The following is a 26,517-nucleotide window of genomic DNA, read 5'->3' on the forward strand; positions in this document are numbered from 1 at the left end:
ATCGCGGTCCCTGTAGCCGCTGGCGTAGCCTGCGATCGGCGGCGTAGCCGGCGTAAAACCAGGCGATGTGGTTTTCCAGGTGGAATGAGGTGCCGGAACGCGAAAAAGCCGCTATAAAGCGTTCAGCTGTCAACCAGAGAGTGACAATGAACCCGTTCGAAGACATGCGTATTTTTTGCCAGGTCATGGACGCCGGCAGCTTCACCGCGGCGGCGGATCAGCTGGGCCTGTCCAAGCAGTTCGTCAGCCGGCGCCTGATGCAGCTGGAAGAGCGCTTGGGCGTGCGTCTGCTCAATCGCTCGACCCGACGCCTGGACGTGACGCCCCTGGGCCAGAGCTACTACGAGTCGGCCCTGCGCCTGCTCAGCGAAGTCGAACAGGTGGAGCAGGGCATCGCCGGCCAGACCGTCGAACCCCGGGGCACCATTCGCCTGAGCGCGCCGCTGTCGTTCGCCATGGCCCATCTGGGGGAGCTGTTGCCGCTGTTCCTGCGGCGCTATCGCGACGTCACGGTCGAGGTCGATCTCAGCGACCGTCCGGTGGACTTGCTCGGCGAGGGCTACGACCTGGCCTTGCGCATCGGCGTGCTGGAAGATTCGACGCTGATCGCCCGGCGCATCGCCTCGATCCAGCGGGTGTATTGCGCCAGCCCGGCGTACCTGGCCGAGCGCGGCACCCCGCTCAGGCCCGAGGAACTGCAGGGCCACGATTGCCTGCCTTACGGCCATGGCCGCCAGGTGCAGTGGCGTTTCGAAGGGCAGGGCAATAAGCCCTTGCTGGTCAACGTCACCGGCAGGATGCGGGTCAACAACGGCGAATTGCTCAAGGACGCGGCCATCGCCGGCATGGGCATTACCTACCTGCCGACCTTCATCGTCGAAGCGGCGCTGAACGACGGGCGGCTGGTATCGCTGCTGGACGGCTTCGAACCCGCGCCCCTGGCCTTGTCGGCGGTCTACCCGCAGCACCGCCAGGGTTCGCGGCCGGTGCAGGTGTTTATCGAATTCCTGCGCGAACAGTTGAATCGCGGCGTGGTGCCGGGATCGCGATAAGCGCTAGGGAGAATGCAGTGCGTTAGCGGGGGCAGTCCGGGGCAGTTGCCTGTTCATCGTCGCCCGAACGCCGCCGGCTCTCCCAACAATGCCTTTTGCCGCCAGGCGGGTGCGCTGGTGGGGAACAGCACTTCGCTCGGCCGCAAGCGCGCGATGCCGCAGGCCGCGGCGATTCGCTGGCGTTGCTGGCCGCGGACAAGCGCTTGCCGATAACTGCTTTCGCTCTGTTGCAACCCCAGCACATAGCCCACGCCCGCCTGGAAATCGCCTCCATGGGCTTGCCACCAGGCTGCGATCAACTTCGGGTCGGGCCAGGGCAGGTTCTCATCGGGATCCATGACGACATTGGCATCCTCAGGGTCGTCGTTCGGGCCGGCATCGAAATCCGGCAGGTCCTGCAATTCCAGATCGAGCAGCGCCAGGTCGGCGCCAGTCATCAGGCTGAAGGCCTCGCCAGCGACGCGGGCATGCGGCAGGTCGCTCATCTGCTGGATCAGCCAGGGCACGCTGACCGGATCGCCCAGCAGCCCGACGGCCTGGATGCCAATGCGCCGCTGCCCGGGGTTCTGCATCAACTGGCGGATCCAGGCGATGCTGTGCTCGCGCTGTTGCCAGGCCAGCCATACGCAGAGCGCGCGGTACTGGAATTCGCCCGGTTGCTCGGCGAACTGGCGCAGCGGCTCCAGCGCTTCTTCATCGCCCATCTGCGCGGTGGCCCAGTTGGCCCAGAAGCGGGTGGCTGCATCCTGATGCTGGCGGTGGGCACGAATCGCCGGCATCAGGTCACGACGGCGCAACTCGCCGGCAGTACGCGCGGCCCGCGCCAGCACGCCGGGGTCGGCATGGGACAGTCCGGCCAGCAGGGCGGAGCCTGGATCGTGGCGGTGCATACTGCAGGCGGCCAGGCCCAGGCGGCGGAACAGGGGCTCGGGGGAGGCGAGCATGCGCTCGATCCAGGGCTCGACCAGGGGCCATTCCAGCCAACCCAGGGCGGCAGCCATAAAGCGCTCGCTGCCTTCGTGGGTGCGCACCTGTTCGGCCAAGGTGGCCATGGCTGCGATATTGCCGGTTTCGAATGCCGGCACCGTGGCGGCAAATACCTCGCCCTGTGCGTGGGGGCTGAGTTGCTGCAGCACGGCGTCCAGTCCGGGCAGGCCAGCGATGCGCAGACCGTCCAGATGGGCTTCGATGCGCTCGTCGAGCTTGTCCAGGTCATCCAGGTCGTAATGCGGCGCATGTATCGCCTGGTCGCGCAGAAGGGCGAGGAAGCTGGCTTCTTCGGCGTGTTGGTCAATCATCTTCACAATCAGGGGCATTATAAGAGTCCCGTAGGGAAGTGGCCGTGGTAAGGCGGCGAAAACATTCCGCTGATTTCACTCTGGAATACGATGACTAAAAAAATAGCGGACGCCATCTTCGTATTGTGTTGACGCGTTGCTGTCTAGGAATACTTCGAGGATGGCGGTAGCGTTGAGCGGTTGGAGCACGCCGTTGCGATAACATCCCGAGCAGTTGATCCCTGTTGTGGCCTCGAATTTGTGGCGCATTGGGATGAATAGACCATGGAGTGGGCCAGCTGCTGGGTCGCTCACCAGGGCGTACATCTTCTTAGCAAGACGGCTTACACTGAAGGGCTCACCCTCCCACAGTACTGTGTGTTCACCGAGTTGTTTCCGAAGTTCATCGAAACGGGTGAGAACCTGCATCTCGAAATCGGTGGCTGTCTGCTTGGCAATGCGCTGTTTGGTCATTTCCAACATTTCTGGGTTCTTCAGACGAGTCAGAATGTTGGGATCAAGGTTGTACGAACCAGCATGCTGGGCTATCAGGCCGCCGGGAGCCTCGAGAAGAAGAGAAATGGCGTTGCCGATTATTTCGTGATGGTCGCGGCTGGTTACGCATTTCCATGCTTCAAGCATGAAAGGTACGAGCCACAGTCGCCCAGTCATTGACGCCGCATTTGCGGCATGAGCTCGGGTAGAGTCCGAACCATATTCTAGTGCTGCCTGAAGAATTGAAAGATCAGTTTCCCTGCCAGCGTCGCCGATCAACTGCATCGCGGCAATTTCGAAACCTTGTCCACCGTTGAACTCACAATAAGCCGACATGCGTGGAATATGGCTGTGGTTAGTGCGCTTGGCGTGCTCTAGGACCGCCGCAACAATCAGCCAAGGATTGGCCGAGGACAGAACGGTGGATGCTAACAAATCTATTGGGGGGCGTTCGGCAAAGAAATAACCGAGGTAGGTCCAAGCAAAGGTGCCTTTGAGAAACGAAGGCTGCTGATATTGTGTCATTTGACATTCTCTCTAGTTGGTTCCGAGCAAGGCGAGATCGAATCTAATCGAGGGTGTGGTCGCGTGCGATTAGTACAACTTCGTTTTGCACGCTACCCAATACACCATCGAACTCTGCACAGTCCGAATCCGTAACCGCTCGGGTATTACCCATTCCGACTGGGCAACCACCACCTGACCGTGGTACTCGGTGGGCAATCATCTTTACATTGGATTTTGCCCAGGCTTCTGGACGATCTTTATTGGTCGGGTTGTTCAAGGCCTCAAAGAGTTTATCAGCGGCTTGCTTTTCCGGAGCTGATACTCGGTAGTAGTAGTCGCAAGGCCCTTCAGGAGGATTATTGGGTACCTGATCGGGACATTCCTCTCGCATCAACTCGATTGCAGCCTGAGCTTCCCCAACTTTGCTCTCCATATTTTTCGTGAGAGGTTGGGGTTCTAGAACTAGCTTATTTCTCTTTTTATTCACTTTCCGCAACCCCGTCTGACTCGGGGCATGGAACTCTTCTTCGGTTATATGCTCTCCCCGAGCCTGAGCTGCCGAATGTGCAGCACCACCACAACACTCACACTTAGCGCTTTGAATCTCTTCAGATGGTGCTTTGGATGCTACGTTGGGGGTTGGGAGGTTGGCATTCGCCATCGGACTGGCATGATTAGACGTCGTGATGTCTGTATGTCGATCGACGTTCTGCCCTTCGAACAGCACATCCATGGACCAGGAGACAAAATAGGTCTTGCCGGTGATGACGTGGGTGATAACCCCTGCGCCCTGGCTTTTCGTCGCCGCCTCGTCACCCAGAGGGGAGGTCTTGTAATAGGAGAGGTCCTTCAACATGACTTCCTTTCTCTTGATCTTCACCGTCTTGCTGCCCTTCTTCATGTCCTTGGAGAAGGAGGTGTCGGGGTATGGCACCGGAATCGGGCCGGCTGGTGGGGCAGGAGGGGTCAGGCAGACGTCTGGAAAGGCGGCGATCACCTTGCCAGCGCCGGCTTTGCAGGCGATCTCGTCCCCGTTTGCATAGACCTTACAGCCCATGGTTGGTCCCTCCGTCCGTTGGTGGGTTGAAACGGCTCACTGTGCAGCGCGCAGGACGCTGACCGCCCTGCCGCCCGCGATCGAACTGGTCAGGCCTATTGCTCGTGGCCCTGGAGCATAGCCTTTGCGAAACGCCTGATCGGCAAGCACCAGTTGTGCAATGCCGGCAGCGGCCCCGGAGTCGCCGATGGCCTCTGCCCAATGCCACAGCGGTTGCGCCTGTTTTCGGACAACCCGCATGAGCCGACCCTCCATGAGGGGGAGTTCCTTGAACCCATACAACTCGCCGGTGACATCCGACAAGCGCAGATCGATCTCATGCAGGCCGAGTTTTGCTTCGGCGAGCGCAGAGCGTGCGGCGGCGGTGAGGCCAAGCCCGAGCAACGGTTCGCCTGAAAGGATCGATGCTTGCTCCTGGCCGAAGCCGATCCCGATGACCTCGGCGTGCCTATCGCCCCAGGGCTCTGCCTGGACCAGCACGGCGGCGGCGGCTTCGCCGGGAATCACGCCGTCCCGGTTGGCTGGCGTCTTCAACCGGTGGTGCTCATCCAGCCACTGGAGCGTCGTCGCGTTGAGCAGAGAATCGACTCCGCAGACCAGGCACGCGGGGACCTGCTCCTGCTGAATCAACCGTCGTGCTTCATGCAGGGCCAAGAACCCCGCGGTGTGGCCCGTTGGAAACACCCGTGAACTGGAGGGATGGAAGTGAACGTCGAACGCGTCGTATAAGTGGTTCACGATTGATTGGACCAGGCCCGCGTTACGGCTCCCACCTCCGGGGCGTTCCGGTTCGGCCAGGCACAGGAGCAGCGGTATCTGGTCCCAGGGCATATCGGCTGGCCCGTGCAGCAGATCCGCCAGCGCCTGGCTCAGCAATTCAATCAAGCGAGAGGCGCGTGGCAGCGTCCAGTCCAGGCCGGGCACCATGGCGCCAACGATGGGTTCGCATGAGTTGTCGAGGTAGGGCAGGTTTTCCAAGGCCGAGAGGCCGGCGCGTTTGGCCGCGCAGGCGCTGGCGGAACTCAGGCCGACAGGACAGGCCATACCGCTGCTCGTTATGAATATGTTGTTATTTCTTTGCATGATCAGTCATCGTCCAGGTCGTTCGGATGGCGCGTTGTTTTTGACCACTCGACGACTTCGGCCAGTGACTTGAACCGGCGCTTCCCGCGCATGCGTTCATCCCTGGCCCGATCAAGCGCCATTTGCCGGCTGCTTGTCCCGAGCTTGACTTGCGATATCTCATGGATGTTGCGTCGCAGCGGTATAGATGCCCGCCACACCAGGGTCAGCCGTCCTTCGTCCGGCTCCAGCAACACGGTATCGACGACCGCCGGAACCTCGGTGATTCCATCTTCCCGGGAGAGGAACAGGACAGGTAGACGAAGATCGGCCGGAAGCCTGAACGCTGTCCTGCCTTGACGGGTCAGGTTCATCAGCGCCACGTCCTCGCCTCCGTGGGGATAGTCGATCTGCTGGTCCTCCGGGGCGCTTTGGAAGTAGCGGGTGTCAAAGTCTGCCGGTAGAAACGGGAATTGATGATCCAGCCACTTCTGATCGTAGGTACCCGCCCACCGTATGCGTTGTTGCCAAGCGCGACCGATCGGACCGAATGCCATGGGTCTATAGCTGCCTTGCGGCTTGGTTACAGGATTGTCCAGTTCCTCGGTGTTGGGTAGCGGCTTGCCATGCAGTTGTGCCGCATCAGCCTTGGGGTGAAAACCGACGCCAGCGTGGTTCAGTGGGTACCAGCGATGCTTGGCTGGGTCTTGATGTGTTCGGTCGACTCCCCCGTAGGCGTTGTTGTAGCTGATTGGCAACGTGGTGAACGGCTGAGGTGTGGCGGGCGAGGCTGATAGCAGTCCTGCCTCGTACGCGCGAGGCCCCACCACCTTGAATGCTTTGACGAGGGAGCCCGCCTTGATCGCGACGGTAACGGCGGTTGCCGGCTCCCCGTGCGGGGCATAGCAACTCCCATTGAGCAGTACGTCACAGCGAGGCTTGCCAGGTGCGAAGTCATTCTCGTATAGCGGCGCCGATGAACCGGGCTCGCCAGTGAAGATGTCCGTCATCACCAAGGGACGCTGATCTTCCAGCAGTTGCGGTTCCCGCTCTGGACGGTCGGGAATGGCATAGGTTCCCTTCGCCACGACCACGAGCCATTCGCGGCCGACCTTGTCGGTGGAGGTCGTATAGCCGGCTACCAGCCTAGTGGTGTTGAGCAGTTCCATGCGTGTGGTGCCTCGGTTGATCTGCAGCGAACCGCCGCTGACGCGGTTCGCCCCTCAGGAGCGGCTGGACAGGTGGGCATCCGGGGTGATCGCCTGGCCTGCGCTGGGCGCGCCGCTGGTTGCCGTCGGCGCGGGTTTCGCTGCTGGTTGTCCAGGGGCGAGAGTGGCTGGCGCTCATCGCGCGGCGCACGCCCGACAGGGGGGCGCATGGGCGGGAGGCAGGACGCGCGCTCCCTGACTCGTTCGAGCCCAGCGCAGGTGACGGGTAGGCCCATTCTGTGTCCGTCGCCGCCGCGCGGCTGCAGGAGATGCGCGTAGTCGACATGGATTCAGTAGGCGGGGTCATTGTAATCAACCGGCGTCCAGTTCTTGCCGTCCGAGGTAAACGCCAGATGCCGATTGCCGACCGACCAGAGAACGCCATCGCCTGCTGATAAAAAAGACGCCGACCCTATTCCGTCAGATCCAATAGCGGCTTGCTCGAGGCGTTCATCCGCTAGCTTGAAGACTGCTTTGGAGGAGGAAACGAACACATCGTCATTCAAGCTTTCCACTCCCCACAGATCATCGCTGAAGTCGCCCAGATCGATGACTTCCCAGCGGTCTTCCCTTCCGGCAAGAACCACCCCGGCTTGCCCAACGATATAGGTCTTGCCATTGGGCGCGCAGTGAACACGCTGCAGGGCAACGGAGGTCGGGCTGTCTATGGGCTGCCATTGCGCGCCGTTGAATAGCCATATTTCACCATCCAAGCCCACCGCATAGATTTCATTCGCCGAGTATCCATCGATGGAATTGAATCCCTTGATCCCCCCTCTGTTGAGAATTGGGGCGCTGAGCGGTAGCCAGTCACCGGAACTGCTACGCCGATAGACCTGTCGCTGCATACCCGCGACGTAATTGCTACCCGCGATAACCCGCATGTCACGCAGTGGGCCAGTTTCCCTTGGGCCAGTGATGGACTCATGGGTCTTGGCGCCACCCTGGAATACATGAATGTCGCCATCCAGGCCCATACAGAACAGTGTCATTGGGCTAGCGAAAGCAGTGATGGCGGTAGCCGTCCAATCGATCATGAAATGCGCAAACGCACCGTTTTTCCAACGGATAACCTTGGTATGGCCGATATCCTGATTATTCAAATCGGTTATCTGCGCGGTGATAAATACCAAGTCTTTCCTGATGACGGTGCACTCCGAAAATGTAACTGCCCCGTTATTCATATGAGTACTCCATGAGGTTCTCAGCCATCGAGGTCCATCAACTGTTCTGCGCCATATTCCTTTTGCTCGTCGTTGAGGGGAGACCTGTCGGCACGCAACGGCGTCTTGTTATCGGTGACGCCGACCTGTTTGTGATAATTATCCATTTGAGCTTCAAGGCATTCTTTTTTACAGGGCTTGCCGTCTTTACCCGAAGCAGGGAAGGTCTTTTGATGCGCAAATACTGCGCTTTCCTTGGCCGCGCCATAGTTCCACGCATTGTCCTTGCCCCCCATCTGAGAGCGTGGGCCATCGGCATCCATGGCCCCCTTCTCGGCAGTGTTCTGAATGGCATGCATCTGACCGTGTGTCTCTTTGTAGCGGGAGCCAGTGACGCAGACACAAGGTGCACGCGTATCGTCATAGCTCTTGAATTCCTCCAGGCGTTTTTTCGAGGAACGTCCCGAGGCCTCCGTAAAACAATGAACTTCGATCAAATGGTGAGGCGTCTCACCTTTGCAGCAGCCCTGTTGGTTTTCAGTCGAACGTGGGGTATGAGGAACCAGCATGCATTTCTTGGCGCGCTGGCAATCGTCGTTCTTGCAATCTTTGTCATGATCGCCAGAGCATTTGTCTTCGACTTCCTTGCGCTCGTCTTCGCAGCCCTTGCCGGGCGGACCGCCGGCAACCTCGTCGAGATACGGCCAGGTGGGCGTGTTGCCGGGATACGACGCATGATTGTGGGTGGTCATATCCAGGTTTCTAACTACGTTTTCGCCTTCGAACTTCACATCCATGGACCAGGAAGTGAAGTAGACCTTGCCTTTGATTTTGCTAGTGACTACCCCCTTCTTCGGGGCACAGCCTGCTTCGTCACCATAGCTGGTCTTGAAGTAACTCTTGTCCTTAAGCATCACCTCTTTACGGCTGATCTTGACCGTTCGCGTACCCTTGGTCGTGTCCTTGGCCATGCCGGTATTGGGGTAGGGAATGGGCACTCCCATCGGAGTCGGCGGCGCCTGGGGCGGGGTAAAGCAGACATCGGGGAAACAGGCGATGGATTTCCCAGCCGCCGCCTTGCAGGACACTTCCATATTGTTGGCAAAGACCTGGTTGGCCATCACGCAGCCCTCACCGTCTGATAACTGAGCAGCGCAGTGGCGCGTTGGCCGGCGTCGTTGCCGAGGTGGCAGAAGATATTCGGGCCTTCGCCATAGCCCTTGCGGCTGGCGGCCAGGGCCACGGCGAGCATCGCCGGGCCGATGGCGGCGCCGGTTTCGCCGATGCAGTCGGCGGGGTGCCAGAGGTGGAAGAATTCCTTGCGCACCCGCAGGGTGCGGCTCAGGGCCAGGGAGGCTTCCTTGAAGTAGTACTGCTCGCCGGAGATATCGGTCAGGCGGTAGTCCATCTGCTCCAGCCCGCAGCCGGCTTCGCTCAGGGCAGCGCGCACGGCCTGGGTCAGGCCGTCGGCGCGCAGCGGAAGGTCTTCGGCCTCCACCGTGGCTTTTTCCACGCCGAAACCCAGGCCGATGCAGGCCAGCTGCGGTGCTTCGCTGGCGGTCGGGGCGTTGACCACCACGGCGGCGGCGCCTTCGCCGGGGATAAAACCGTTGGAGTTCTGGCTGGTGAGCAGGCGTTCGCGCTCTTCGAAGGCGGCCAGGGTCGCTCCGCTCAGGAAGGAGTCGACGCCGGCGATCAGCACGTGGCGATGGCCTTGCTGGTAAATCAGTTTACGCGCATTGAGCAGGGCGACCGCGCCGCTGACCCGACCACGGGCAATGACATTGGAGCTGCCATGAAAACGCAGGCCCAACTCATGTTCAATGTCGTGCAGCAGGCTGAGGTCCAGGCCGTCGAGACGGCCGGGGCGGTCGGCCTCCGCCACCCCGAGCAGCAGCGGGGTTTGCTCCGGGTCGACGCCCGGCGTGTCCTGCAGCGCCTCGGCGATGGCCCGCGCCGCCATCTTGATCAGCTTGCTGCGCCCGCGCCAGGGCTGTTCCAGGGGCACGCTGGCAGCGATCAGCCATTCGCCGCCGCGGTCGATAAAACGGGTTTCCTGGAAGTTATCGATAGCGCAACGGATCGCCGCGCAGCTCGCGGGGGCGCTAAGGCCTACGGCGCTGACCATGCCGGAACCGACGATGCACAGCGCGGTCATCAGGGCGTCTCCTCGGGCGTGCGTTTGGCTTTCACCAGGGCCGACAGCGACGGGTAGTAATCCTTGCCCAGTTCGCGGGCGCGCCACCAGCCCGTGGACATAGTACCGACCAGCACCTGGGCGATTTCGAACAGGTTGCGTTGTAGCGGACGGGAGACACGCCAGGTCAACTGCACCTGGCACGTGTCGGTGTCGATCAGCAGGGTGTCGATCACCGCTTGCACAGTCTCGTGACCGCCTTTTTTCAGGAAGAAGGTCACCGGCACCTCCATCTGGGGAATGCGAAAGCCCGCGCGCTCCTGGGGCGTGAGGTTGAGCAACAGCACATCCTCGCCACCGCGCAGGTAGTGGGTCTGTTGATCGTCGGGGGCCGCCTGAAAGTAGCGGTTGTCGAAATCCGCCGGCAGAAAGGGAAAGCAGTCGGCCAGCCAGGCCTCGTCGTAGGTGCCGGCGAAGCGGGCGCGTTGTGGCCAGCCACGGCCAAGGGGGCCGAGGGCCATGGGGCGGAAGTCGCCAGAGGGACTGTCGATCGGTTTGCCCAACTCCTCGGTACTCGGCATCGGCATGCCGACGATGTCGGCACTGTCGGCGCTGCGTGGGTACCAGCCGCAACCGATCGGATTGTCCAGGTAGCAGTGGCGCAATGCGGGGTCGTTGGCGATCGGATGGCTGCCGCCAAACGCCCGGGCGTAGGAGATGTCCTGCTCGGTAAACGGCTGCGGCAAGCCGGGAGCAACGCCCAACAGCCCCGACTGCCATTGCCGTGGACCGAGGACGGAAAAAGCCTTGCTCATCCGCCCGACGCGAATGCCCGCGGTCAGCTGCGTCACGGGGCGCCCGCCTGGGGCGTAGGCCTTGCCGCGGACCAGGACATCGCAGCATGGCTTGACCGGGGCGAAGTCCATTTCCTGCAGCGGCGCGCTGAGGCCGGGCTCGCCGAGAAAAGTGTCGGCCATCAGCAGCGGTTGCTGGGTGTCGGCGAGGGTGGCCGCGCGGCCGTCCAGGGGCAGGTTGAACGTGCCCTTGGCCACCACCACCAGGGATTCGCGGCCATCGGGCGCCAGGCCCTGGGTATAGGCCGCAAGCAGTTGGCTGGTATTGAGCAGTTCCATAGGCCGGATACCTGTCTAGTTGATCTGCACCGAGCCACCCTTGATGCGGTTGACCCCGCTGGAGCGGCTGGACAGGTAGGCGCCCTGGATGATCACCTTGCCCGCGCGGGTCAGGGTGATGCTGGCCTTGCCGCAACGCAGCACGATCTCGCGTTCGGCGCTCAGTTCCAGGCAATGGTCGTCCAGCCGCACGCTGGCGGCTGGCTCGGGCGGGGCATCCGCGCCGAGCAGGCGGCCGATCACCAATGGGCAGGCCGGGTCGCCGCCTTCGAACATCAGCGCGACCTGGCCGCCGATATCCGCAGGCTCCAGCAGCGCGGTGCAGCGGGCAACGACGCCGCTGCCATCCGGGCAACCCGGGTAAACGACCCTGGGCGCACTGGCGTGCGGTAGCTCGAGCAGGGTGCCGATGACCACTGCATCGATGCGGGCTTGCATGGGTAGCGGGTGTTGAACCGTCATTGCATGCCTCCACTGTGCTAGTTCTGCAGGATCTTCTGGCCCTTGACCACCACGTTCCTGTTGGCCTTGATGTTGATGGCGCCGGAGCCGTCGATGGTGATGTCCTTGCCGCGAATCATGATGGTGCCGTCCTTCTTCATGGTGATGCTGGCCGCGCCTGTGGTCAGGGTGATGGAGTCGCCGGCGGTGAGGGAGAAGTTCTTGCCGACGTCCAGGCTGTCGTTCTGCTGGATGTTGGTGGTGCGGTTCTGGGATACGTCGCGGGATTCGTTCTGGCCGATCTGGGTGCTCTGGTTGCCGTTGATCTCGATACCTTCGTTGCCCTTGACCGTTTCGTTGCGGTTGCCGGTGATGTCGATGGTCTCGTTGCCGCCCACGTCCTCGGTGCGGTTGCTGACGATGCTGATGGTTTCGTTGGCACCGACCTTTTCCGTGCGGTCCGCGCCTATGGTGATGGTCTCGTTGTTGCCCACCTTCTCGGTGCGGTTGGCGCCGATGGTGATTTTCTCGTCGCTGCCGACATCCTCGGTACGGTTCACCCCGATGGAGATGGTCTCGTTATTGCCGACCTTTTCCTTGCGGTCCACGCCTATGGTGATGGTTTCGTTGTTATCGACGGTTTCGGTGCGGTCGTGTTTGACGTGCACGGTCTCGTCGTTGTCGATGGTCTTGCTGCGGTCGTGGCCGACCCAGTGGGTCTCGTCGTTCTCGACCTCGATGTCCTGGTTCTTCTCGGCGTGGATGAACAACTGCTCCGCGCCCTTTTTGTCTTCCATGCGGATTTCATTGAAGTTGGCGGGCGAGCCCTCCTTGCTCGAGCGGCTTTTCACCCCGCTCTGGGTGGCATTGGCCGGCAGTTCGTAGGGCACGGTCTGTTCGGCGTTATAGACCCGGCCGGTGATGATCGGGCGATCCGGGTCGCCTTCGAGGAAACCGACTATCACTTCCTGGCCGATCCGCGGGATCTGCACCGACCCCCAGTTCTTGCCGGCCCAGGCCTGTGACACGCGCATCCAGCAGGAGCTGTTTTCGTTGGACTGGTCGTGGCGATCCCAATAGAAATGCACCTTGACCCGGCCATACTGGTCGGTCCAGATCTCCTCGCCAGCGGGGCCTACCACCCTGGCGGTCTGCGGCCCGCGGACAATCGGCAGGGGCGTCAGGGGCAGGGGGCGGAAGGCCTGGCTGGCATCCATGCAGTCCAGTTCGCTGGTGAACTGCTCGGCCAGGTCCAGTTGCCCGCTTTCATAAAGCTCCTGGCGGATCTGATAGCGGGCGACCACCACCAGGTATTCGCGATTCTGGTCGGCGCGTTCGTAGCCGGTCAGCTTGAACAGATGCCCGCAGCCCAGGCCTCGCGCACGACCGCGCAACTGCACGCGCTCGAACTGGCTGTGAATGGCCTGGATACGGGTGCGTGCGTAATGCTCGCCATCCTTGCTCTGGACGTATTCGCCCGGGTAGTCGTAGAGCGGATGGTCGCCGTTGCTGTGGCTGCGCGACACGCTGGAGCGCACTTCGAGGCTGGCGCCGGGGCGCTGGAAGTCGTAGTCGTTCAACGCCAGCGAGCCCGGCTGGACTTCCCGCGCCAGTTGCCAGTCGTAGAAGTGGTCGCGCTCGCGCATCTGCTGGTCGGGCGGGTAGAAGGGCACCGAGGCGTAGTCGGTCACCGTCGAGTGGGCGCCGTAGGCGTCGGCCAGCACCAACACGTGACGCGCTTTCTCATGGCGGAAGTAGTAGTAGATGCCTTCCTGCTCCATCAGCCGGCTGATGAAGTCGAAGCTGGTTTCGCGGTATTGCACGCAGTATTCCCACTCGCGGTAACTGCCGCTCAGGTTGTCTTCGAAATCGGAGAAACCGAGGTCGCGGAACACCTGCTTGATGATGTCCGGCACCGTTTTGTTCTGGAAAATCCGGCAGTCCGAGGTGCGCGTGAGCAGCCAGAACCAGGGCCGCAGGCTGACCCGATAACCGGCGAACTGGCCGTGGCCGGTCAGTTGCCGGCAGCCGCAGGCAATCCCGTGGAAATAGCGTTTGCCGCCGCCGTGTAGCTCCAGGGTCAGGCCCATCGGTTTGCCCAGCAACTGGTCGAACTTGATCGCCCGGTCTTCGGACGTGAGGTCCAGTTCGTAATGGAACAACCGCCCCAGCTCCTCGCTACCTTCCATGCCCTGCAGCAGCAGGACCTCGCCGCCGAGGGGGCTGTCGACCTGCACCAGGCGGGTGCTTTGCGTGATTGCCATAAACGGCTTCCTCCGGCTCGCGTTCGGGCGTCAGTCGGTCGTCTCGCCAACATGCGGGTCGAATGCGTAATGCAGCGCATTGTCCCGTTGGCTGATGCGCACGCCCGCCAGCGGCTTGCCCTCGAGCATGCGGGTGAGAAATTCCCGGCTCATATCCGGCAACAGGGTATTGGTCAGGATGGCGTCGATCATCCGTCCGCCGCTCTCGATCTCGGTGCAGCGCGAGACGATCAGGTCGACCACGCTGTCGTCGTAGGCGAAGGGCACTTTGTGCCCGCTTTCCACGCGCTGCTTGATCCGTTCCAGTTGCAGGCGGGTGATGGCCTTGAGCATCACGTCGCTCAGCGGGTAGTAGGGGACGGTCACCAGGCGCCCGAGCAGGGCCGGCGGGAACACCCGGAGCAACGGCTCGCGCAGCGCCTTGGCGATGGCATCGGGATCGGGCAGCTGTTGCGGGTCACGGCACAGGCTGGCGATCATCTCGGTGCCGGCATTGGTGGTGAGCAGGATCAGGCAGTTCTTGAAGTCGATCAGGCGGCCTTCGCCGTCCTCCATCACCCCCTTGTCGAACACCTGGAAGAAGATTTCGTGCACGTCCGGGTGGGCCTTTTCCACCTCGTCCAGCAACACCACGCTGTAGGGTTTGCGCCGCACCGCCTCGGTCAGCACGCCGCCTTCGCCGTAACCGACATAGCCGGGCGGGGCGCCCTTGAGGGTGGAGACGGTGTGCGCCTCCTGGAACTCGCTCATGTTGATGGTGATGATGTTCTGCTCGCCGCCGTACAGGGCCTCGGCCAGGGCCAGGGCGGTTTCGGTCTTGCCCACGCCCGAGGTGCCGGCGAGGAGGAACACGCCAATCGGCTTGCTGGGGTTGTCCAGCCCGGCGCGGGAGGTCTGGATGCGCTTGGCGATCATCGCCAGGGCATGGTCCTGGCCGATGATGCGTTTTTTCATGTGCTCGTCGAGCCTGAGCACGGTGTCGATTTCGTTGCGCGCCATGCGTCCGACCGGGATGCCGGTCCAGTCGGCGACCACCGCGGCCACCGCCTGGTAATCCACGGTGGGCAGGATCAACGGGTTTTCGCCCTGCAAGGTGGCGAGGCGGCTCTGCAGCTCGCCAAGCTTGTCGCGCAATGCCGTGCGTTCGGCTTCAGCCAGCTGTGGCGATGGCGTATCGGCCTCGCTACCGCTGTCGTCCAGCGGTTCGGCGGCGGCGCGCAGGGTGGCGCGGGTTGCCAGCAGTTCATCGACCAGGGCTTTCTCTTCGCTCCAGCGACTCTCCAGGGTCGCCAGGCGTTGGCGTTCCTCGGCGAGGGCCGCCTCGACCTCCTGCTGGCGAGTGCCGATGGCGATGCCAATGGCCTGCTCGCGGCCGATGATCGCCTGCTCGGTGCTCAGCGCCTCGATGCGTCGGCGGCTGTCGTCCACTTGCGCCGGTACCGCATGCAGGCTGATGGCGACCCGCGCGCAGGCGGTGTCGAGCAGGCTCACCGATTTGTCCGGCAGCTGCCGGGCCGGAATATAACGGTGCGACAGCTTGACCGAGGCCTCCAGCGCCTCGTCGAGGATCTGCACCTTGTGGTGCTGCTCCATGGTCGAGGCGACGCCGCGCATCATCAGGATCGCCTTGGCCTCGGACGGCTCGTCGACCTGCACCACCTGGAAGCGCCGGGTCAGGGCCGGGTCCTTCTCGATGTGCTTTTTGTATTCGGCCCAGGTGGTTGCCGCCACGGTGCGCAGGGTGCCACGGGCCAGGGCCGGCTTGAGCAGGTTGGCGGCATCGCCGGTACCGGCCGCGCCGCCGGCGCCGACCAGGGTATGGGCCTCGTCGATAAACAGAATGATCGGCTTGGGCGAGGCCTGCACATCCTCGATGACCTGGCGCAGGCGCTGCTCGAACTCGCCCTTCATGCTCGCGCCGGCTTGCAGCAGGCCGACGTCCAGGGTGCGCAGTTCGACGTCCTTGAGGCTCGGCGGCACGTCGCCGGCGACGATACGCAGGGCGAAGCCCTCGACCACCGCGGTCTTGCCGACCCCGGCTTCGCCGGTGAGGATGGGGTTGTTCTGCCGGCGGCGCATGAGGATGTCGACCAGTTGGCGAATCTCCTCGTCGCGCCCGACTATGGGGTCGAGCTTGCCGCTGCGGGCCTGTTCGGTGAGGTCCACAGTAAAGCGCTTGAGCGCCTCCTGCTTGCCCAGCGCGCTGGGCGCCAGGGCGCCGCTCGCTTCGCCCGGCGCGGCGGTGGCGTTGAAACCGTCGCTGGCGGCCAGGCCGTTTTCCGGCGAGTCGCCGAGGTATTCGTCGAAGCGCTCGATCAGGTGCTCCACCTTGATCTTGTCGAACTCGCGGGAGATGGCCGAGAGGGCGTGGCGCAGGCTCGGTGTCTTGAGCATGCCGACGACCAGGTAGGCGCTGCGCACCTGGCTCTCGCCGAACAGCAAACTGCCATAGACCCAGCCGCGCTCCGCGGCTTCCTCGACCTGCAAGGACAAGTCGGTGATCGAGGTCGAGCCGCGCGGCAGGCGGTCCAGGGCGTCGGTGATATCCCTGGACAGGCGCGCCGGGTCGAGGCTGAACTGGCGGACCAGGCGGTGCAGGTCAGAGTCCTGCAATTGCAGGAGCTGATGCAGCCAATGCACCAGTTCCACATAGGGGTTGCCGCGCAGTTTGCAGAACACGGTGGCGGCTTCGATGGCCTTGTAGGCCGGGCTGTTCAACTTGCCGAACAGCGCGGCGCGGCTGATCTCACTCATGATCGCTGCTCCTTGAGGGGATGGTATGGCTGGCGTATTCGCGGGCCAGCAGCAGGTCGCCGGCATCCGTCGACGGGCTGCCGAGCCAGGTGTCGAAGCCCAGGCGGGTCTGGCCGTCGAGATCGATGCGCGGCACGTCCTGGTGCCGCAGCAGCAGATTGACTTCCCAATCCAGCTCCTCGCCCTGGTACTCGGCGACCCAGGCGGCCAGTTCGCCGAAGCTTTCCTGGCCGGGCAGCAGGCGGCGGTATTGCTCCAGGCTCAAAGGCCCCAGGCGGATGCGGAATTTATGCTGGCGATCCCAGACGTGGGTGCCCAGGCTCAGGTCGCTGCCGAGCGAGCAGAGCGCCACGCCCAGCTGGCTGCGCTGTGGCAACTCCAGCCACTGGCCGACGTATTCCTCGATGCTCACCGGCACGCCGAAGTAGTCTTCCAGGATCGCGCGCAAGCCGTCCGGGTAGCGGGTTTGCGCCGCCAGGTGGCCGGTGAAGTGGTAGCGCGCCGAGTCGGCGATCGGGCCCTGGCCGAGCAGGCTGGTCATGCCCCGCCCGGACAGCGCGGCCAGGCGCATCGACCAGTAGTCGTGGGCGGGGCGGTCATGGCTGACGGTCGGCCGCGCCTCGGCCCAGGCGCGGTAGAACAGGCATAACAGGCGGTGATTGAACACGTCGAGAAAGCGCGTGAAGCTGGCGTCGTCATTGTTGCGCTGGCGATCGCGGGCGTATTCGGTCAGGTGCAGCGGCAGCGGGCCGTTGGGCCCGGTGAGGCCGAAGAACAACTGCTCGATGCGCGGCGCGGCGCCCTCGGGGCCGGTCTCGATGCTGGCCAGGGTCGAGGGGGCGAAGCCGCAGTCGGGTTTCTGCCCCAGGCGCAGCGGGTCGTCGTGCAAGCGCAGGGAATGGCCGATGCGCGGCCGGTCGCTGGCCTCGCACTCGATGCGCCGTAGCGCCTGGAAGAAATCGAGGGCCCAGGGCTCGTCGGCCATCCGCTCGATGCTGTGCAGCGGTTTCAGAGGTTCGGTCGACATCCGGGGTGCGCCTGCCATCGCATGATTTCGCCGCGCTCGGTGGTGCGCAGCACGGTTTCGGTGAAGCTGTTGATCGACACGTAACGGGCCAGGAAGCGCTCGAACACTGCGCCCAGCAGGTACACGCCGGTGCCGCGGAAGGCGTTTTCGTCGAACTCCAGGCTGATCTCCAGGCCACGGCCAAAAACGATCGGTCCCGGCATCGGCAAGCGGCGGGTGCAGGGCGTGCTGCGCACCTGGCGCAGGCCCTCGATCTGCAACTGCAGCGCCGCATCACCGGGGTCGCCGTACAGGCGCAGCAATTCACGCAGCGCCGCGGCCCCCTGGCCCTGTTCGCTCAGCGACAGGTAGTTCAGCGACAGCTGGCTGATCAGCCGCCAGGCGCTGGCATCGTGCGCGCGGCTCGGCCGCGGCCGGCTTGGCCCGGCCAGGCAGCGCACGGCCAGCACCGGGGCGCTGTCTTCCAGGGTGAAATCGCTTTTGCCGGTACCCACCGGCATCAGCAGCGGCAGATCGCGGTTGGTGCACAGGGCGCTGAGACCAAGCTGGCGCAAGTCGTGGCGATAGGGCGCCTGGTTGACATCCACCAGCGAGACGAAGGTTTCGCTGCCGATATAGGTCGAGCGTGGCCCGCGTCGCCGTTGCTGGCTGGACAAGCGACGCGGCTCGCGGCGGACGATGTAGTAGGCCTGCTCGCGGCCATAACGCAGCGGGTCGCGGATCGCATAGAACGGCTGGAACGGCTGCTCGGGGCCGCTGCCATGGCCGGTGACCTGGGTCAGGGAATGGATCTCGAAATCCAGCGGCCGGGTGCGGTCGGCGATCACCTGGTGCTCATGCACCCGCTCGCTCAGGTGAATGCGATCGGTGCGGCGTGCAAACAGGTTCACCGCCGGGGTGCAGAAGGGCACGAATTGGGTCGCCGACACCGTGCCTTCCAGGGTGCTGTCGAGGCGATCGAACAGCACCACCACCTCCAGTTCCTGGCTGGTGCAGCGCTGTACACCGGCGCTCAGCCCGGTGAAGTCGACGAACAAAAAACGATTGGGCAGGGCGAAATATTCCTGCAGCAGGCGATACCCCTGGAAGGCCTGGGGCACCACCGGCAGCACCGCGTCCCGATCGTCGAAGCCGCGCGCCTTGAGGCTCTCCACAGGCAAGCGCTCGGCCCAGTCGCCGTCGACGCTCTTGATAAACACCGCGCAGGCGTTGCCGAGCAGCTGTTCGTACAGACGGAAAGGTTGCTCGTCGGCGCCGTTGAGGTAGAGCGGCAGGCTGTCCAGCGCCAGGGCGTTGAACGGCAACCCGGCGCCGCAGCGCAGGCGCAGGCGCAACCCGGCCTTGGCCTTGGGTTCGCTGGCGGCCAGTCGACCGAGGGTCGCGGCCGGGTTGCCGAAGTATTCGGCATGGCTGACCTGCAACGGCCACAGCGTCACGGCATGGGCGCTACGGTATTCGCAGGCGGTCTGCTCGCCATGGCCCAGCTGGCCGCGCAGGGCGGCGTGGCGTTCGACCGTGAAGCCGCTGGTCAGCGAGCCCTCGTTGGGGTCGGCGACCAGCTGGACCACCACCACCGAAGGCGTTGGCGCCAGGTAATGGGGGTAGGCGATTTCCAGCAGATTGTGGGTGAAGGTCGGGTATTCGGCGTCCAGCTTCAGGTGGACCCGCGCGCTCAGGTAGGCGAAGCCCTCCAGCAGACGCTCGACATAGGGGTCGGCGCATTCGATGTCGGACAGGGTCAGGCGGCTGGCAATCTTGGGGAACTCCTGGGCGAACTCGGCGGCGCTCTCGCGGATATGCTGCAGCTCCTGGTTGTAATACTCGAGCATGCGCGGGTTCATTGGCGTCTCCTGGCGGGCTCGGCCGGCGTCACCTTGACGTGCCCGGTTTCCAGGTCGAGGGCGGTGCTGAGCAGCAAGCGCAGGGGCACCGGCTCGGCCCACAGATCGCCCTCGATCTCGAAGCTCAGGGCGTTGTGGCTCATGTCATTGCCGTCGAGTCGCGCGCGAACCTTCAACGAGCCTTTGAGGATGCGCGGCTCAAAAGTGGCGATGGTGTCGCTGAACAAGGCTTCGATGGCCTGAACATCGACACTTGAGGCGGTGTGTCCGGCCAGGGGCGGCAGGCCGAAATTCAGCACCGAGTTGCCCGCTGGCATCTGCGCGGCCTGCTCCGGATCGAACAGCACGCAGGTGTTGAACAGCCAGGCCAGATCGCGCAGCACGCAAGCTTTCAGCTGGGTCAGCGACATGACGCGGCGCTCGGCGGCTTCTTTCGGGTTGTGCGGATCGTCGTCGGTCAGGCGATCGAGCAACGAGGGTTGCAGGCGTTCTTGCAGGGTCAGCTCGGCCATCTTCGGTTATCCCTGTCGGTGAAGCTGAGGCTGTGCCGTTCGAACAGCCCGGTTTCGCCGTTGTCGGTGGTCAACGGGCGCTGGCCGACGGCGTGCGCCGGCTCCTCGGCGTTCATCGTCATCTCCTGGTTCGCAGGCTTCGCGCCGAGCCCTGGCGTGCGTTCAAGCGTCGGGTTCGAACAGGCCGATAAACATTTTCTCATCCCACTGGAAGGGCGGGCAGGCCGTCACCCGGCTCACCGCCGACGAGGCTTCCAAACCCTGCCCGGTACTGCGTATCGCCTGGATCTCGGTGCGGCAATCCCGACTGGGCGAGGGCAGTTGCTCGCTGCTTTCCACCAATATCACCTGGCGCGTACCCACCTGCTTGGTGCGCAGGGTGCCGCTGGGGTCACGGTGGAACTGGCAAGGCCATTTCAGGCTCAGGTCGATGCCGGGTTGCTGCGGGACCAGCACACGACAGTTGCCATTGCGCTCTTCCAGCAGCAGGTCCCGGGCCAGGAAGCGCGCCTGGGTGGCGCTATCGGCCGGGTTCTGCGCACAGGCGGGCAACATCAAACCCGCCAGGCCCGCGACGATAAGGCGAAGCAGGTGCCGACTCATGACAGCTCCCAGAACCACACCTGGGCGGAGTGGTTGGCCGGGTCGTCGTAGGTCTTGGTGAAACCGCGGCTCCACAGGTCGATATGGTCGCCGGCCGCGCGACTCTCGCCACTGCGGGTAAAGCAATCCTTGAAAAAAATGATCCCGTTCTTCTCATTGAGCTGCAGCTTGGCCTTGGCCGCATCGGTGAAAATGCTGGGTCGGCCCAGATGCTGGCGCCACAGCCAGTTCGCCAGCGACTCGGCACCGCGGGCGTGGCCGTGGCTGCAGCGCGGTTCCGAATAGGTGTGGCCATCCACGAGGATGCTTCGCTCGGCGTTGAGCGTAATGCTCAGGCGGATCGCGCATTGATTTTCCCAACCGCCATCGCAAGGCTGGCTTTCAGCCGGGTAGTTGTTCCACAGATTGATGAACGCGGGTCTGGCCATCATCGAACCTCCTGTTGCGCCGTGGCCCCTGGTACAAGCCGAGCACCCTGCGGCAGGGCTGCAGGGTGGCTGGCGTCACACCTTGACGTTTTGGCGGATATTCCAGCCGTACTTGACCGGGCCGCCGTCCTTGGAGCCGTCCTGCTTCTGCGGTTGGTAGTCGACCAGCACCTGGCCGAAATTCAGCGCGATGTTTTCGGTCAGGCGATCCGCGCCGCCACTGCCGCCGGTGCCGATCGAGGACACCAGGACCTCCTTGAGGGTGATGGTCAGGTACTCGACCGGATCGTCGCCGCCGGCCTTGCGCACCGTCAGCTTGGCCTCGTCGTAATGCTTGCCGCTGGAGCAGGCCATCATCAGGTTGGGGGAGGATTTATCCACCCACTTGGTCAACGTCAGGTCGTGGATATTGACCTTGCCGGCACCGCCGCCACCGCCCACATGCATGTTGCCGGCCTGGGCCATGGCCCAGCTCCAGGAGAGCACGTCGATCTCCTCCTTGTGGTTCTTGTCCTGGGACTCGCCCTTGACGTCGCCGATCTTGATAAACATATCAACAGCCATCATGCCTCCTTAAGTGGTTTGCACCACTGTGTGCCAGTGATTCGCCACGCTGCGTCGCAGGGCACCCGCCACCACGGCGAATGCCTCCTGAGATGAATCAAACCGCCTTGGCGGATGGAAGTTTGGATACCAGCCGCAGCGATACCGTGAGCCCTTCGAGCTGGTAGTGCGGGCGCAGGTAGAACTTGGAGCTGTAGTAACCGGGGTTGCCCTCGATCTCCTCGACCACCACCTCCGCCGCAGCCAAGGGGTGCTGCGCCTTGGTGGTTTCGGTGGAGTGGGCCGGGTCGCCGTCCACGTAATTGAGAATCCAGTTTTGCAGCCAGCGCTGCATGTCGTCCTTTTCCTTGAACGAGCCGATCTTGTCGCGAACGATGCACTTCAGGTAATGGGCGAAGCGGCAGGTGGCGAACAGGTAGGGCAGGCGTGCCGCCAGGTTGGCGTTGGCGGTGGCGTCGGGGTCGTCATACTCGGCCGGCTTCTGCAGCGACTGGGCGCCGATGAAGGCGGCGAGGTCGGTGTTCTTCTTGTGCAGCAGCGGCATGAAACCGTTCTTCGCCAGCTCCGCCTCGCGCCGATCGGCGATGGCGATTTCGGTCGGGCACTTCATGTCCACCCCACCGTCGTCGGTCGGGAAGGTGTGCGTCGGCAGGTTCGGCACCTCGCCGCCGGACTCCACGCCGCGAATCCGCGAGCACCAGCCATAGAGCTTGAACGAGCGGTTGATGTTCGCCGCCATGGCATAGGCCGAGTTGGCCCAGGTGTACTTGGAACTGTCGGCGCCGTTGGTTTCCTCTTCGAAGGCGAAGGCGTCCACCGGGTCGGTCTTGGCGCCGTAGGGCAGGCGGGCGAGGAAACGCGGCATGGTCAGGCCGATGTAGCGCGAGTCCTCGGAGTCGCGCAGCGAACGCCAGGCAGCGTATTCCGGCGTGGTGAAGATCTTGGTCAGATCGCGCGGGTTGGACAGCTCCTGCCAGGAGCCCATGCCCATCATCGTCGGCGAGGCCGCGCTGATGAAGGGCGCATGCATCGCCGCGCAGACCTTGGCCAGCTCGCCGAGCAGCTCGACGTCCGGCGACGACTGGTCGAAGTAGTAATCGCCCACCAGGCAGCCGAACGGCTCGCCGCCGAACTGGCCGTATTCCTCTTCGTACATTTTCTTGAAGATCGGGCTCTGGTCCCAGGCGGTGCCCTTGAACTTCTTCAGGGTCTTGTGCAGGTCGCCCTTGGCGATGCTCATCACGCGGATCTTCAGCTGCTCGTCGGTTTCCGTGTTGTTGACCAGGTAGCTCAAGCCGCGCCAGGCGCTTTCCAGTTGCTGGAAATCGGCGTGATGCATGATCAGGTTGACCTGCGCGGTGAGCTTGGCATCGATCGCGGCGATGATCGATTCGATGGATTTGATCGCGTCGTTGGAGATCAGCTCGGTCTTGCTCAGGGCCTGTTCGGCCAGGGTGCGCACGGCGCTTTCCACGGCCTCGCGGGCGTGCTCGGTCTTGGGTTTGAACTCTTGCAGGAGCAAGGCGGCGAAGTCGCTCGGTGCGGTCGCGGCGTCTGCCTGGACCTGCGGGTCTTTCATCAATTCGGCCATGGTCTGCGTCCTCTGTCAGGCTTGCGGCTCGGGTTCGGTCGGTTTCGGCGCACTGGCCAACGCCTGCAACAGGGCCGGGTCCTTGATCGCCTTCATGATCATGTCCTCGGCGCCGGTCTTGCCGTCCATGTAGGTCAGCAGGTTGGCCAGCTGGGTGCGGGCTTCGAGCAGTTGGTTGAGGGCATCGACCTTGCGCGCCACCGCGGCCGGGCTGAAGTCGTCCATGCTCTCGAACGTGATGTCCAGGCTCAGGTTGCCTTCACCGGTCAGGGCATTGGGCACATTGAACGCCACCCGCGGTTTCATCGCCTTGAGCCGCGAGTCGAAGTTGTCGACATCGATCTCCAGGAACTTGCGGTCGGCCACCGCCGGCAGCGGCTCGGCAGGCTTGCCGACAAGGTCGGCCATCACCCCCATGACGAAGGGCAACTGCACCTTCTTCTCCGCGCCGTAAAGCTCTACGTCGTACTCGATCTGCACCCGGGGAGCACGGTTACGGGCGATGAATTTCTGGCTGCTGGTGTTAGCCATTTTTCCTCCTGCGCTGCCTATGCGGCTGTGTTGGATGGGCGTCGGTTAAAGCGTTTTCACTCGGACTATTCACCCTCGGGCCCGCGCAATTTTTCGAACTGGGAAAAGCCGTCCGGAATCAGGTTGCTCACGATGGTGGCGAAATCGGCGCTGACCAGTTTCTTGGCGCGGCTCAGGAGCACCGGCACGGGGCTTGAGGGCTCGTGCCTGGCGTAATAACCGAGGATCCGGTCGAGGCTGCGCAGCACATCGTCACGGCTGCCGATCTCGCCGGCGATGCGCGGCGCGGCGGCGCCGGGGGCCGGGGACATGGCGGCATCGACAGGCTCGCCGGCCTGCGCGACAGCGCCGGGAGCGTCCGACCGAGGGGCGTGCTCGGCGATGATTTGCACGGCATGCCGAAGCAGTTGCTTGATCGTGCCCAGGTCCGCGCCGTGGGTGGAGCCGACCCGTTCGTTGACCTCACGCTCTATGGTCAACAGCGTGCCATGGGCATCGTTCAGGGCGGCGCGGCAGGCCTCGAGCTGTTCGCCCGCGCAGTCCTGAAAGGCCGCGCCGAGCTGGTCCGGGCTGAGGCTTTCACTGGCGAAGCGCTGCAAGCCCGCGGCATTCAGCGCGGCCCGCAGGCCGACGCTGCCAAATGCCCGCGAGCTGATCAGCGGCATGCCCCAGAGCAGGCGAATGACCGGCTCGGCGTTGAGGCCGGCGAGAGCGTTGATCCTAAAGGTGGGGTCATTGTTATCTTCTGCATCCAGCTTGGGATGCAGGTCGTCCCAATACTGCGCGAGCAACTGCTGGATCAGCTGTAACCCTTGCACCAGGCCGGGCAAGCCGTGCAGGGCAATGGCGCTTTGCAGGAAGTAGTTGGCGATGCGCAGGTCTTTGCTGCGCGTGAACAGCTCGACGCAGAGGTCGCGGACCTGGCGCCATTCCGGCGGTGCGGCGGGTAACACGGCATCGCCCATCTGCCGTTCGGGTTGGCCTTGCGCCGCGCGTTCAAGCTCGAGAAAGGCGGCGTCGTACTCGAGGTCGCCGCCACAGGGGGAGTCGGGGGAAATGGTTTCCAACAAGCGCTGTACATCCACCACGGACGTGATCTCCATATCGGCCCGGCAATCGGCGCCCGGTCAGGGTGAGCGCACGACTAAATCCCTTTTGCTGCGGATGAGTGTTCTATCCAGAGCCACTTTCTGGCGTCATTTCTTAATTCAACAATTGACCTGAAGTTTTAGCCCAGTTCAATTGTTGTCAAGAAACTCTCCGACCAGTGGGGGAACACTGTGATGTTTGAAGATAGGCGGTCGGCGGTGGTTTTTTTAGTTTCTTTTGTTATAGGGTTTATTTGAAAAAAGCGAATATAAGCGCAGGAACTTTGAGGGCGCGGAAATCTTTTAGGGGGCTATACTCGCTTTGCACTCGCTGGCATGCCCGAGCTGTTGTTATTGAGCAATACCGTACAAGGAGTTCCAATGCCGCTGCGTTTGACAATCACCAGTTATCACAAGCTGACTCCCGGCCAACGCGCGGAGTTCGAGCTTGATCGCGGTGAGCTGAAAATCGGTCGCAACCCCGAGAACGACTGGGTACTTCCAGACCCGGAGCGCCTGGTGTCCGGCCAGCATTGCGTCATTCAACTGCGCGACGGCACCTACTACCTGACCGACACCAGCACCAATGGCGTACAGCTGGTGAATGCCGGCGTGCGCATGCACCGCGGCAACAGCGAACCCTTGCGCGACGGCGAACTGCTGCGCGTCGGCGAGTACGACATCCTGGTGCAGATCAACGGCGCGCCCGGGATGAGCGATCCCTTTACCGGCTTCGATGCGCTGATCAAGCGCCAGGCGCCCGGCGAGATGCCCGGCGCAGCGGCGGCGCCCCCCGCCAGGGTGCAGATCCATGCGGGCGGTTCGCCCCTGGACACCAAGCCCGACCTGTTCGATTTTCTTGCGTCCCCGGCCGTTCCCCCTCCGGCCCTGGCCGACCACGTGCCGCCCGAACGCCATGATTTTCGCCCGCCTGAGCCACAACGCCCGAGTGCCCCTGCGGCCAGCGAAACCGGCGCGGCACCGGCGATTCCGGCGGATTGGGACCCCTTCACCGAACTGGGGGCGGGCCCGGCGCCGGTGGCGCCGGCCACTGTGCAAGCCACCGCGCAGGCCCAGCCGCAACCATTGCCAGCGGCATCGGAGAATATTGCCGGCAGCGCACCCGAACCGGCCGTGCAACGGGCCGCGGTTGCACCTGCGGCGCCGGCAAGCGGGGGCGACAAGGAAGAGGTGCTGGAAGCCTTTCTCAGGGGCGCGGGGCTCGAGCCATTGCGTATCGACAGAGGCGAAACCCGCGCGCAAATGGAGGCCATCGGCCGCAGCTACCGGCATATGGTCGAGGGGTTGATCGAGGTGCTGCGCGCCCGTGCCAGCCTCAAGGGTGAGTTCCGCATGGCCCAGACCATGATCCGCCCGGTGGAGAACAACCCCCTCAAATTCGCCCCCAATGTCGATGAGGCGCTGCTGTTATTGCTGCGTTCCGGCAACCAGGCCTTCATGCCGGCCGACCAGGCGATCAAGGAAAGCTTCGACGACCTGAAAGCGCATCAACTGGCCGTCATGGCGGGCGTACAAGCCTCGATCCAACACCTGCTCAAGCGTTTTCAGCCAGCGGTATTGGAAGCGCGTTTAAGTCAACCTTCGGCTATTGGCGCTTTGCTGCCCGGTAGACGTCAAGCGCAATACTGGGAGTTGTTCACGGAACTCTATGCGAGCATTTCCAGGGAGGCCGAAGATGATTTCGAGGATTTGTTCGGGCGCGAATTCAGTCGTGCCTATGAAGAACAAAATACCAAGTTGCGAAAAGGCTGAGCGCCATCG

The 26,517-nt window shown here is 63.2% G+C and carries 24 protein-coding genes; 2 read left to right on the forward strand and 22 right to left on the reverse strand.

Annotation, left to right across the window (positions count from 1 at the left end; translation table 11 throughout):
• The first annotated feature begins 146 nt into the window (after window positions 1–146).
• The gene (locus AC07VU_RS12370) at window positions 147–1,052 is read left to right on the forward strand and encodes a LysR family transcriptional regulator (RefSeq protein ID WP_495029932.1); all 906 of its coding nucleotides are present in this window, start codon (window positions 147–149) and stop codon (window positions 1,050–1,052) included.
• A gap of 53 nt (window positions 1,053–1,105) precedes the next feature.
• Here AC07VU_RS12370 and AC07VU_RS12375 read toward each other — a convergent pair whose 3' ends face one another.
• The 22 genes from AC07VU_RS12375 to tssA all read right to left on the reverse strand — a co-directional run bounded on the left by AC07VU_RS12375 (window position 1,106) and on the right by tssA (window position 24,735).
• Window positions 1,106–2,350 (reverse strand): TIGR02270 family protein, encoded by a 1,245-nt coding sequence (locus AC07VU_RS12375; RefSeq protein WP_495029933.1) that lies wholly within the window; start codon window positions 2,348–2,350, stop codon window positions 1,106–1,108.
• 75 nt (window positions 2,351–2,425) lie between these two features.
• Window positions 2,426–3,349, reverse strand: coding sequence for a hypothetical protein (locus AC07VU_RS12380; protein ID WP_495029934.1), 924 nt, complete (start codon window positions 3,347–3,349; stop codon window positions 2,426–2,428).
• A 43-nt stretch (window positions 3,350–3,392) separates the two neighbouring features.
• Window positions 3,393–4,388: a DUF4150 domain-containing protein gene (locus AC07VU_RS12385; RefSeq protein WP_495029935.1), complete on the reverse strand. Its 996-nt coding sequence runs from the start codon at window positions 4,386–4,388 to the stop codon at window positions 3,393–3,395.
• Between the two features lie 36 nt (window positions 4,389–4,424).
• Window positions 4,425–5,432 (reverse strand): beta-ketoacyl synthase N-terminal-like domain-containing protein, encoded by a 1,008-nt coding sequence (locus AC07VU_RS12390; RefSeq protein ID WP_495029936.1) that lies wholly within the window; start codon window positions 5,430–5,432, stop codon window positions 4,425–4,427.
• A gap of 41 nt (window positions 5,433–5,473) precedes the next feature.
• Window positions 5,474–6,619, reverse strand: coding sequence for a DUF2169 family type VI secretion system accessory protein (locus tag AC07VU_RS12395; RefSeq protein WP_495029937.1), 1,146 nt, complete (start codon window positions 6,617–6,619; stop codon window positions 5,474–5,476).
• Between the two features lie 329 nt (window positions 6,620–6,948).
• Window positions 6,949–7,842 carry a beta propeller repeat protein gene (locus AC07VU_RS12400; RefSeq protein WP_151264290.1) on the reverse strand — a complete coding sequence of 298 codons (894 nt, stop codon included), beginning with the start codon at window positions 7,840–7,842 and terminating at the stop codon, window positions 6,949–6,951.
• Between the two features lie 20 nt (window positions 7,843–7,862).
• A complete protein-coding gene (locus AC07VU_RS12405) occupies window positions 7,863–8,942 on the reverse strand; it encodes a PAAR-like domain-containing protein (RefSeq protein ID WP_495029938.1) in 1,080 nt (359 codons plus the stop codon).
• Window positions 8,942–9,982 carry a hypothetical protein gene (locus AC07VU_RS12410; RefSeq protein ID WP_495029974.1) on the reverse strand — a complete coding sequence of 347 codons (1,041 nt, stop codon included), beginning with the start codon at window positions 9,980–9,982 and terminating at the stop codon, window positions 8,942–8,944. Before AC07VU_RS12410 ends, AC07VU_RS12405 begins: the two co-directional genes overlap by 1 nt.
• A complete protein-coding gene (locus AC07VU_RS12415; RefSeq protein WP_495029939.1) occupies window positions 9,979–11,091 on the reverse strand; it encodes a DUF2169 family type VI secretion system accessory protein in 1,113 nt (370 codons plus the stop codon). The genes AC07VU_RS12410 and AC07VU_RS12415 overlap by 4 nt, the downstream gene beginning before the upstream one ends.
• 15 nt (window positions 11,092–11,106) lie before the next feature.
• A complete protein-coding gene (locus tag AC07VU_RS12420) occupies window positions 11,107–11,553 on the reverse strand; it encodes a DUF6484 domain-containing protein (protein ID WP_495029940.1) in 447 nt (148 codons plus the stop codon).
• A 17-nt stretch (window positions 11,554–11,570) separates the two neighbouring features.
• A complete protein-coding gene (locus AC07VU_RS12425) occupies window positions 11,571–13,796 on the reverse strand; it encodes a type VI secretion system Vgr family protein (RefSeq protein WP_495029941.1) in 2,226 nt (741 codons plus the stop codon).
• A gap of 30 nt (window positions 13,797–13,826) precedes the next feature.
• Window positions 13,827–16,550 (reverse strand): type VI secretion system ATPase TssH, encoded by a 2,724-nt coding sequence (gene tssH, locus AC07VU_RS12430; RefSeq protein ID WP_495029942.1) that lies wholly within the window; start codon window positions 16,548–16,550, stop codon window positions 13,827–13,829.
• Complete coding sequence (gene tssG / locus AC07VU_RS12435) at window positions 16,543–17,577, reverse strand: type VI secretion system baseplate subunit TssG (protein WP_420801028.1); 1,035 nt, start codon at window positions 17,575–17,577, stop codon at window positions 16,543–16,545. Before tssG ends, tssH begins: the two co-directional genes overlap by 8 nt.
• On the reverse strand, window positions 17,559–19,418 hold the full coding sequence (gene tssF, locus AC07VU_RS12440; RefSeq protein ID WP_150051949.1) for a type VI secretion system baseplate subunit TssF: 1,860 nt from the start codon (window positions 19,416–19,418) through the stop codon (window positions 17,559–17,561). Before tssF ends, tssG begins: the two co-directional genes overlap by 19 nt.
• A complete protein-coding gene (gene tssE, locus AC07VU_RS12445) occupies window positions 19,415–19,930 on the reverse strand; it encodes a type VI secretion system baseplate subunit TssE (RefSeq protein ID WP_009044342.1) in 516 nt (171 codons plus the stop codon). Before tssE ends, tssF begins: the two co-directional genes overlap by 4 nt.
• Window positions 19,918–20,046: a hypothetical protein gene (locus tag AC07VU_RS12450; protein ID WP_255313573.1), complete on the reverse strand. Its 129-nt coding sequence runs from the start codon at window positions 20,044–20,046 to the stop codon at window positions 19,918–19,920. Before AC07VU_RS12450 ends, tssE begins: the two co-directional genes overlap by 13 nt.
• A 46-nt stretch (window positions 20,047–20,092) precedes the next feature.
• On the reverse strand, window positions 20,093–20,533 hold the full coding sequence (locus tag AC07VU_RS12455; RefSeq protein ID WP_150051947.1) for a hypothetical protein: 441 nt from the start codon (window positions 20,531–20,533) through the stop codon (window positions 20,093–20,095).
• On the reverse strand, window positions 20,530–20,961 hold the full coding sequence (locus AC07VU_RS12460) for a type VI secretion system amidase effector protein Tae4 (protein ID WP_037005248.1): 432 nt from the start codon (window positions 20,959–20,961) through the stop codon (window positions 20,530–20,532). Before AC07VU_RS12460 ends, AC07VU_RS12455 begins: the two co-directional genes overlap by 4 nt.
• 75 nt (window positions 20,962–21,036) lie before the next feature.
• Window positions 21,037–21,525, reverse strand: a complete 489-nt coding sequence (locus AC07VU_RS12465) for an Hcp family type VI secretion system effector (protein ID WP_007923461.1) — start codon at window positions 21,523–21,525, stop codon at window positions 21,037–21,039.
• A gap of 97 nt (window positions 21,526–21,622) precedes the next feature.
• On the reverse strand, window positions 21,623–23,116 hold the full coding sequence (tssC, locus tag AC07VU_RS12470) for a type VI secretion system contractile sheath large subunit (RefSeq protein WP_495029943.1): 1,494 nt from the start codon (window positions 23,114–23,116) through the stop codon (window positions 21,623–21,625).
• Window positions 23,117–23,131: 15 nt separating this feature from the next.
• A complete protein-coding gene (tssB, locus tag AC07VU_RS12475; RefSeq protein ID WP_009049566.1) occupies window positions 23,132–23,647 on the reverse strand; it encodes a type VI secretion system contractile sheath small subunit in 516 nt (171 codons plus the stop codon).
• Window positions 23,648–23,712: 65 nt separating this feature from the next.
• Entirely contained in the window at window positions 23,713–24,735 is a 1,023-nt protein-coding gene (gene tssA, locus AC07VU_RS12480; RefSeq protein ID WP_457276765.1) for a type VI secretion system protein TssA, read from the reverse strand.
• 381 nt (window positions 24,736–25,116) lie between these two features.
• On the opposite strand from tssA, the gene tagH reads away from it, so the two are divergent.
• Window positions 25,117–26,508, forward strand: coding sequence for a type VI secretion system-associated FHA domain protein TagH (gene tagH / locus AC07VU_RS12485; RefSeq protein ID WP_495029944.1), 1,392 nt, complete (start codon window positions 25,117–25,119; stop codon window positions 26,506–26,508).
• Window positions 26,509–26,517 lie beyond the last annotated feature (9 nt).

Source organism: Pseudomonas sp. GW821-FHT02B10 (genome assembly GCF_059421865.1).

Bases quoted from the DNA above. Each gene is read 5' to 3' on its own strand.
- AC07VU_RS12370 (WP_495029932.1), top strand. From the start codon at position 147: ATGAACCCGTTCGAAGACATGCGTATTTTTTGCCAGGTCATGGACGCC.
- AC07VU_RS12375 (WP_495029933.1), bottom strand. From the start codon at position 2,350: ATGATTGACCAACACGCCGAAGAAGCCAGCTTCCTCGCCCTTCTGCGC.
- AC07VU_RS12380 (WP_495029934.1), bottom strand. From the start codon at position 3,349: ATGACACAATATCAGCAGCCTTCGTTTCTCAAAGGCACCTTTGCTTGG.
- AC07VU_RS12385 (WP_495029935.1), bottom strand. From the start codon at position 4,388: ATGGGCTGTAAGGTCTATGCAAACGGGGACGAGATCGCCTGCAAAGCC.
- AC07VU_RS12390 (WP_495029936.1), bottom strand. From the start codon at position 5,432: ATGGCCTGTCCTGTCGGCCTGAGTTCCGCCAGCGCCTGCGCGGCCAAA.
- AC07VU_RS12395 (WP_495029937.1), bottom strand. From the start codon at position 6,619: ATGGAACTGCTCAACACCACTAGGCTGGTAGCCGGCTATACGACCTCC.
- AC07VU_RS12400 (WP_151264290.1), bottom strand. From the start codon at position 7,842: ATGAATAACGGGGCAGTTACATTTTCGGAGTGCACCGTCATCAGGAAA.
- AC07VU_RS12405 (WP_495029938.1), bottom strand. From the start codon at position 8,942: ATGGCCAACCAGGTCTTTGCCAACAATATGGAAGTGTCCTGCAAGGCG.
- AC07VU_RS12415 (WP_495029939.1), bottom strand. From the start codon at position 11,091: ATGGAACTGCTCAATACCAGCCAACTGCTTGCGGCCTATACCCAGGGC.
- AC07VU_RS12420 (WP_495029940.1), bottom strand. From the start codon at position 11,553: ATGACGGTTCAACACCCGCTACCCATGCAAGCCCGCATCGATGCAGTG.
- AC07VU_RS12425 (WP_495029941.1), bottom strand. From the start codon at position 13,796: ATGGCAATCACGCAAAGCACCCGCCTGGTGCAGGTCGACAGCCCCCTC.
- tssH (WP_495029942.1), bottom strand. From the start codon at position 16,550: ATGAGTGAGATCAGCCGCGCCGCGCTGTTCGGCAAGTTGAACAGCCCG.
- tssG (WP_420801028.1), bottom strand. From the start codon at position 17,577: ATGTCGACCGAACCTCTGAAACCGCTGCACAGCATCGAGCGGATGGCC.
- tssF (WP_150051949.1), bottom strand. From the start codon at position 19,418: ATGAACCCGCGCATGCTCGAGTATTACAACCAGGAGCTGCAGCATATC.
- tssE (WP_009044342.1), bottom strand. From the start codon at position 19,930: ATGGCCGAGCTGACCCTGCAAGAACGCCTGCAACCCTCGTTGCTCGAT.
- AC07VU_RS12450 (WP_255313573.1), bottom strand. From the start codon at position 20,046: ATGAACGCCGAGGAGCCGGCGCACGCCGTCGGCCAGCGCCCGTTGACC.
- AC07VU_RS12455 (WP_150051947.1), bottom strand. From the start codon at position 20,533: ATGAGTCGGCACCTGCTTCGCCTTATCGTCGCGGGCCTGGCGGGTTTG.
- AC07VU_RS12460 (WP_037005248.1), bottom strand. From the start codon at position 20,961: ATGGCCAGACCCGCGTTCATCAATCTGTGGAACAACTACCCGGCTGAA.
- AC07VU_RS12465 (WP_007923461.1), bottom strand. From the start codon at position 21,525: ATGGCTGTTGATATGTTTATCAAGATCGGCGACGTCAAGGGCGAGTCC.
- tssC (WP_495029943.1), bottom strand. From the start codon at position 23,116: ATGGCCGAATTGATGAAAGACCCGCAGGTCCAGGCAGACGCCGCGACC.
- tssB (WP_009049566.1), bottom strand. From the start codon at position 23,647: ATGGCTAACACCAGCAGCCAGAAATTCATCGCCCGTAACCGTGCTCCC.
- tagH (WP_495029944.1), top strand. From the start codon at position 25,117: ATGCCGCTGCGTTTGACAATCACCAGTTATCACAAGCTGACTCCCGGC.